General features: G+C 65.7%; 5 protein-coding genes and 1 pseudogene. 2 read left to right on the forward strand and 4 right to left on the reverse strand.

What is annotated here, in order from left to right:
- Together K728_RS18815 and purH are read right to left on the reverse strand one after the other, a co-directional pair.
- On the reverse strand, positions 1-306 hold a 306-nt coding region (locus K728_RS18815), incomplete at its 3' end, for a hypothetical protein (RefSeq protein ID WP_035747546.1).
- 28 nt (positions 307-334) lie between these two features.
- Positions 335-1,934 (reverse strand): annotated as a pseudogene (gene purH, locus K728_RS18820) (bifunctional phosphoribosylaminoimidazolecarboxamide formyltransferase/IMP cyclohydrolase).
- Positions 1,935-2,123: 189 nt separating this feature from the next.
- Between purH and K728_RS0107695 the strand changes: the two are divergent.
- Entirely contained in the window at positions 2,124-3,515 is a 1,392-nt protein-coding gene (locus K728_RS0107695) for an MFS transporter (RefSeq protein ID WP_019481968.1), read from the forward strand.
- Here K728_RS0107695 and K728_RS0107700 read toward each other — a convergent pair.
- Both K728_RS0107700 and purN read right to left on the reverse strand, forming a co-directional pair.
- A complete protein-coding gene (locus tag K728_RS0107700; RefSeq protein WP_024476339.1) occupies positions 3,493-4,509 on the reverse strand; it encodes a magnesium and cobalt transport protein CorA in 1,017 nt (338 codons plus the stop codon). The genes K728_RS0107695 and K728_RS0107700 overlap by 23 nt on opposite strands.
- 1 nt (position 4,510) lies before the next feature.
- The gene (gene purN / locus K728_RS0107705) at positions 4,511-5,080 is read right to left on the reverse strand and encodes a phosphoribosylglycinamide formyltransferase (protein ID WP_024476340.1); all 570 of its coding nucleotides are present in this window, start codon (positions 5,078-5,080) and stop codon (positions 4,511-4,513) included.
- Positions 5,081-5,119: 39 nt separating this feature from the next.
- On the opposite strand from purN, the gene K728_RS0107710 reads away from it, so the two are divergent.
- The gene (locus tag K728_RS0107710; RefSeq protein ID WP_024476341.1) at positions 5,120-5,548 is read left to right on the forward strand and encodes a hypothetical protein; all 429 of its coding nucleotides are present in this window, start codon (positions 5,120-5,122) and stop codon (positions 5,546-5,548) included.
- The last annotated feature ends 52 nt before the right edge of the window (positions 5,549-5,600 follow it).

Raw genomic sequence — 5,600 nt, forward strand, 5'->3', positions numbered from 1 at the left:
CCAGGCCGGTAACTGGGCCTGGCGCAGGTCCTTCAGGTTGGGGTGGCGTGCCGGGTCCACGCCAGCGTCCACCTTCTTCCGGTGCCGGTCGGCTGCCCGGAAGTTCCTGACCGCAAACAGGCCGGCAATGACCCACAGGAACAGCCCCGGGGAGGCTCCGAAGAACAGCGTGACGACGGCGAGCAGCGATAACGCAAGACCGAGGAAGGCCGAGATCATCCGGGTTCCCGGGGCGATTGCAGGGGCGAAGGCCGACCCAGCCAGTGCCATCCCCGCCGCGAGGGTAAGAATCGATCCGACCTCCATGCGCCTTGCCCTGTCTCTGTGGGGCCGGCTAGTGGAAGAAGTGCCTGGTGCCCGTGAAGTACATGGTAATCCCCGCGGCGGTTGCTGCGTCCACTACTTCCTGGTCCCGTACTGATCCGCCCGGCTGCACTACCGCGCGGACCCCGGCGTCGAGCAGGATTTGGAGGCCATCGGCGAAGGGGAAGAACGCGTCCGACGCCGCTACGGCGCCACGGGCCCGGTCGACGCCGTCACCGGCCAGGGTGTTGGCCCGCTCGACCGCGAGCTTGCAGGAATCAACCCGATTCACCTGCCCCATGCCCACTCCCACGGCTGCCCCGCCGTCGGCGAGGAGGATGGCATTGGACTTGGCGGCACGGCACGCGGTCCAGGCGAAGGCGAGGTCGGCGAGGGTGCGTTCGTCGGCTGCCGGCCCGGCGGCGAGGGTCCACGTGTTGGGGGCATCGCCGTCGGCCTTGACCGTGTCGGTCAACTGCACCAGCACTCCTCCTGAGACCTGCCTGAGCTCGGCCGGATCACGCCGGTAGCCTTCCGGCAGGGTCAGCAGGCGGATGTTTTTCTTGGCAGAGAGAATGGTCACCGCTTCGGGCTCGAAGTCGGGGGCGATCACCACTTCGGTGAAGACGTCCTTCACCGCGGCGGCCATGGCTGCCGTGACCGTCCGGTTCGCGGCAATGACCCCGCCGAACGCCGATACCGGGTCGCACGCGTGTGCCTTGGAGTACGCGTCCGCGATGGGGTCGGCCGCGTCCACCGCACCGACCGCCACACCACAAGGGTTGGCGTGCTTGATGATGGCGACAGCTGGCTGGTCAAAGTCGAATGCGGCACGCAGGGCGGCGTCGGCGTCGACGTAGTTGTTGTAGCTCATGGCCTTGCCGTGCAGCTGGTCGGCCTGGGCGATGCCCGGAGTGGCGCCCTTCTCCACATACAGGGCGGCGTCCTGGTGCGGATTTTCGCCGTACCGGAGGACCTCCGACCTTTCCAGGGCCAGGCCCNGTGTCGCCGTCGTCGGTTCCGTCACCGAACTGGGCCGCCGTCCACGCCGCTACCGCGTTGTCATAGGCGGCGGTGTGCGAGAACGCGAGCGCAGCCAACCGGCGTCGTGCGCTGAGGTCGAACCCGCCGGCGTCGGCGGCAGCCACCACGTCGCCGTACCGTGCCGGATCCACGACGATCGCCACCGATGGGTGATTTTTTGCGGCGGAGCGGACCATTGCTGGGCCGCCAATGTCGATCTGCTCGACGACGTCGTCCTCGGCCGCGCCGGACCTCACCGTGTCGACGAAGGGGTACAAGTTCACGACCACCAGGTCGAAAGGTTCCACCTCAAGCTCGCGGAGCTGCTCGACGTGGTCATCGCGGCGCCGGTCGGCGAGGATTCCCGCATGTACACGGGGGTGGAGTGTCTTGACCCTGCCGTCGAGGCATTCCTGGAAACCGGTGAGCTCAGAAACTTCCGTGACGGGGACGCCAGCCGCGGCAATGCGCTTCGCAGTGGACCCGGTGGAGACGATACTGACGCCGGCGCGGTGCAGGCCCGTGGCCAGTTCCTCCAGCCCCGTCTTGTCGTACACCGAGATCAGGGCCCGGCGGATGGGAACTTGGTCAAGATGGTTCAAAGTCACGCGGTGGCTCCAGGATTTTTGCTGCGGGTGGGATCGACTTCATTCTAAGTCACGGGGCGCTGCGGGCNGGGCCGCCTCTCCCTGCGAGTCGGCACAAATAGCCGGAATTTCTCGGAAAACCTGTCCTATGTGTTGACTCGACGCAGGGGGGTTTCTGGTGAAGGGAGGCTCCGACGGTACAGTTTCCCCGTGAGCACCGAAACTGAACTACCCACCGGAGACCAGGTGGTGCAGGAACTGCCGTGGCGCTGGAGAGTACAGGGGAAGATTTTCCTCATCGGCGGCCTCGGCTTCATGTTCGACGCGTGGGATGTCACCCTTAACGGGTACCTCATCCCGTTGCTGTCGGACCACTGGGACCTGGCGCCCGGCGAAGCCGCCTGGGTGGCCACCTCCAACCTCATCGGCATGGCCATCGGCGCGTTCGCCTGGGGGTCCATTGCGGACATCATCGGCCGGAAACGCGCGTTCACTCTCACCCTGCTGATCTTCTCCATCTTCACCGTCCTGGGCGCGTTCTCCCCCGACTTCATCTGGTTTTGTGTGTTCAGGTTCATGGCCGGGGTCGGGTTAGGCGGCTGCATCCCGGTGGACTACGCTCTCGTCGGCGAGTTCACCCCCCGTAAACACCGCGGTCGGGTACTGACCGCCATGGATGCCTGGTGGCCCATCGGGGCCGCACTGTGCGGGGTGGTCTCAGCGCTCCTGATGACTGCCTTCGGTGATTGGCGGTACCTGATGCTCGTGATGGTGCTGCCTGCCCTGCTGGTGTTCTGGGTGCGCCGGTCGGTACCCGAGTCCCCGCTCTTCCTGGTCCAGAAGGGCCGCCAGGCTGAGGCTGAAGCGGTGATCAACGACCTGGTGGAACGCACCGGCGCCACTCCAACCCCCTGGCGGCTACCCTCCCCCGCAGAAACACCGAAGCTGTCCATCGGTTCGGTCTCCGGCCAGCTCACCGCCCTGTGGCGATTCGACTGGCGAATCACCCTCGCCGCCTGGGGACTGTTCCTGAGCATCCTTCTGGTCTATTACGGGGCACTGACCTGGATGCCACAGATTCTGGTGCAGGCGGGCTACGAACAGTCGGTTGCTTTCCTCACCACCGCCGGAATGACAGCGGTGGGGTTCTTCGGCGTCGTCGCCGCTGCGTTGCTGGTGGAACGGGTCGGACGGAAGTGGATCCTCGCCGTGTCAGGTCCGCTGTCCGCCGTCGCGCTGGTGATTTTCGCGCTCACCGTCGAACTCCCCGCCGTCGCCACCGCCTGGCTGCTGCTGTTCGGGTTCCTGATCCAGGTCGCCATCCCGGTGCTCTACACCTATGTGTCGGAGCTGTACCCCACCGAGCTGCGCGCCTCAGGGTTCGGCTGGGCGTCCACCGTGTCCCGGGTAGGAGCCGGCCTGGTGCCACTAATCTTCGGCTCGCTGCTCTGGCCGGTCCTCGGGCTGCCGCTTACCTTCGCGGCGACCGGCCTGCTCGTGCTGCTGGCGGTGCTGTGGATGGCACGCAACGCCCCGGAAACCCGCGGCGTTGCACTCAACAAGGTGAAGCCGGCAGGCGCTACAACCAGCGATTCCGCTTAAACGCCAGATACAGCGCCACGCCGGTGGCGACCATGAGCACCAGGGCAAACGGGTAGCCGAACGCCCACTGCAGTTCGGGAATGAAATCGAAGTTCATTCCGTAAATCGCGGCGACCAGGGTGGGCGCGAAGAGGATCGCAGCCCAGGAGGAGATCCGCTTGACTTCCTCGTTCTGCCTCAGGGACGTCTCCGTCAACCGGGTCATTTCCTCATTCTGACGTTGCGCCACCAGTGTCGAGTGAACGGTGAGGGCATTCTGCAGCAGGGTACGGAACGTGTTGACCTGTTCGACCAGCCGGATCACATGGTCAAGGACGTCGCCCAGCCGGCGGCTGATCTCCGGGTCCAGATGATATTTCTCTGATCCGCGCTCCAGGTTCTCCACCATGAACTGCAGTGGTTGGGTGGCACGCTGAAACTCGATCACCTCGCGGTGCAGGTCGTAGATGCGACGGGAGACACCAGGCTCACCGCCGAAGAGTTCGTTCTCAATTTCGTCGATGTCGTTCTCAAGTCCGTTCACCACGGGCTCATACTCGTCGACGACCTCGTCCAGGATCGCGTACAGCACGGCTGACGGCCCCATTTTCAGCAGCTCGGGTGTCTCCTCCAGCCGCCGCCGGACCCGGCCCAGATCCGGCGACTCGGCGTGCCGCACGGTCACCACAAAGTCGGCACCGACAAATACATGAAGCTCGCCGAATTCGACCTTCTCCTCGGCGTCGAGGTAGCGGGCCGGGCGCAGCACCACAAACAAGGTGGATCCGTAGCGTTCCAGCTTGGACCGCTGATGACCCTCCATCGCGTCTTCGACCGCAAGGTGGTGGAGGGAAAATTCGTCGGCGACGGCGGCGAGCTCGTCGTCGTCGGGCCGGTACAGACCGATCCACGCCATTCCGCCGAGGGATCGCATGAACTCGAAGGTTTCAGCCAGCGACACCGGGTCTGTTTGCCGTTTACCCTCCAGGTAGACAGCGTTGTCGACGATGGCCATCTCAGCGATCGTCCAGCGCGAGCTGACGGAGGGTCTCAATGAGAAGCGCCCGCTCCTTCACCTTGATGCGTTCGTGGAGGGTGTCCTCGGTGTCGTCGTCGAGCACCTCGACGGCGGCCTGCGCGAGGATCGGGCCGGTGTCGACGCCGGCGTCGGCGATCATCACCGTACAGCCGGTCACCTTCACCCCGTAGCCCAACGCGTCCCGGACACCGTGGGCGCCGGGGAAGCTCGGCAGCAGGGCCGGGTGGGTGTTGAGGTAGCGGTTGGGGAACGCATCGAGGAAACCCTGGTCGACGATCCGCATGAATCCCGAGGACACCACGTAGTCCGGGGAGTAGGAGGCGACCTTCTCGGTCAGGGCCGCGTTCCAGTCGGCACGCTGGTCGAAGGACTTGAAGTCCACCACGAACCCGTCGATGCCCGCTGCTGTTGACCGCTCCACCCCGTAGGTGCCGTGCCGGTCGGCGCCGACGGCCGCGATGGTGAGGTCGAGGGAGCCGGTGCTGACGGCATCGATGACCGCCTGAAGGTTGGATCCGGTACCGGAAACCAGGACTACGATGCGCATGGGTCAACCATAGGCTGCGCTCTACCCTAGGGTTAAACCATGACCGACAGCCCCCGCCCCGCCAAGCCAGCTCCGCCCGCTGCTGGGTCACCCGAGGAAAAAGAGCTGGCCCGGACGAGAAGCTACTTCAGATGGTTTCTGCTGGCGATGCTGGGCGCGGTCCTCACCGCGACCCTCCCCCTGCCGTGGAAGGTCTTCGGGCTGGTCTTCGGGCTGGCGGCCCTGGTGCTCGGGATCTTCGCCCTGGTGCGGGCGGTGCGGGACAAACTTCCCGGGACGCTCCGCGTCACCACGGTGATCGGATTGGCGGCGACGACGTTCCTGGTCCTCGGGACCGGCGCCCAGGTTGCCTTCTGGCCGGTCACCGCCGAGTACGAGGAATGCATGAGCACCGCCCTGACCCACTCGGCACAAAGCGCGTGCCAGGACGAGCTCAGCAACCTGGGTGGCCTCCTCCCCGACTCCTGACCGGTCCTTGCGGGTCCCACTAGGCGGCACCGCCCTCGCCGGGGAACGGCGG

This window comes from Arthrobacter sp. CAL618, from assembly GCF_000468215.1.
Lineage (GTDB): Bacteria > Actinomycetota > Actinomycetes > Actinomycetales > Micrococcaceae > Arthrobacter_D.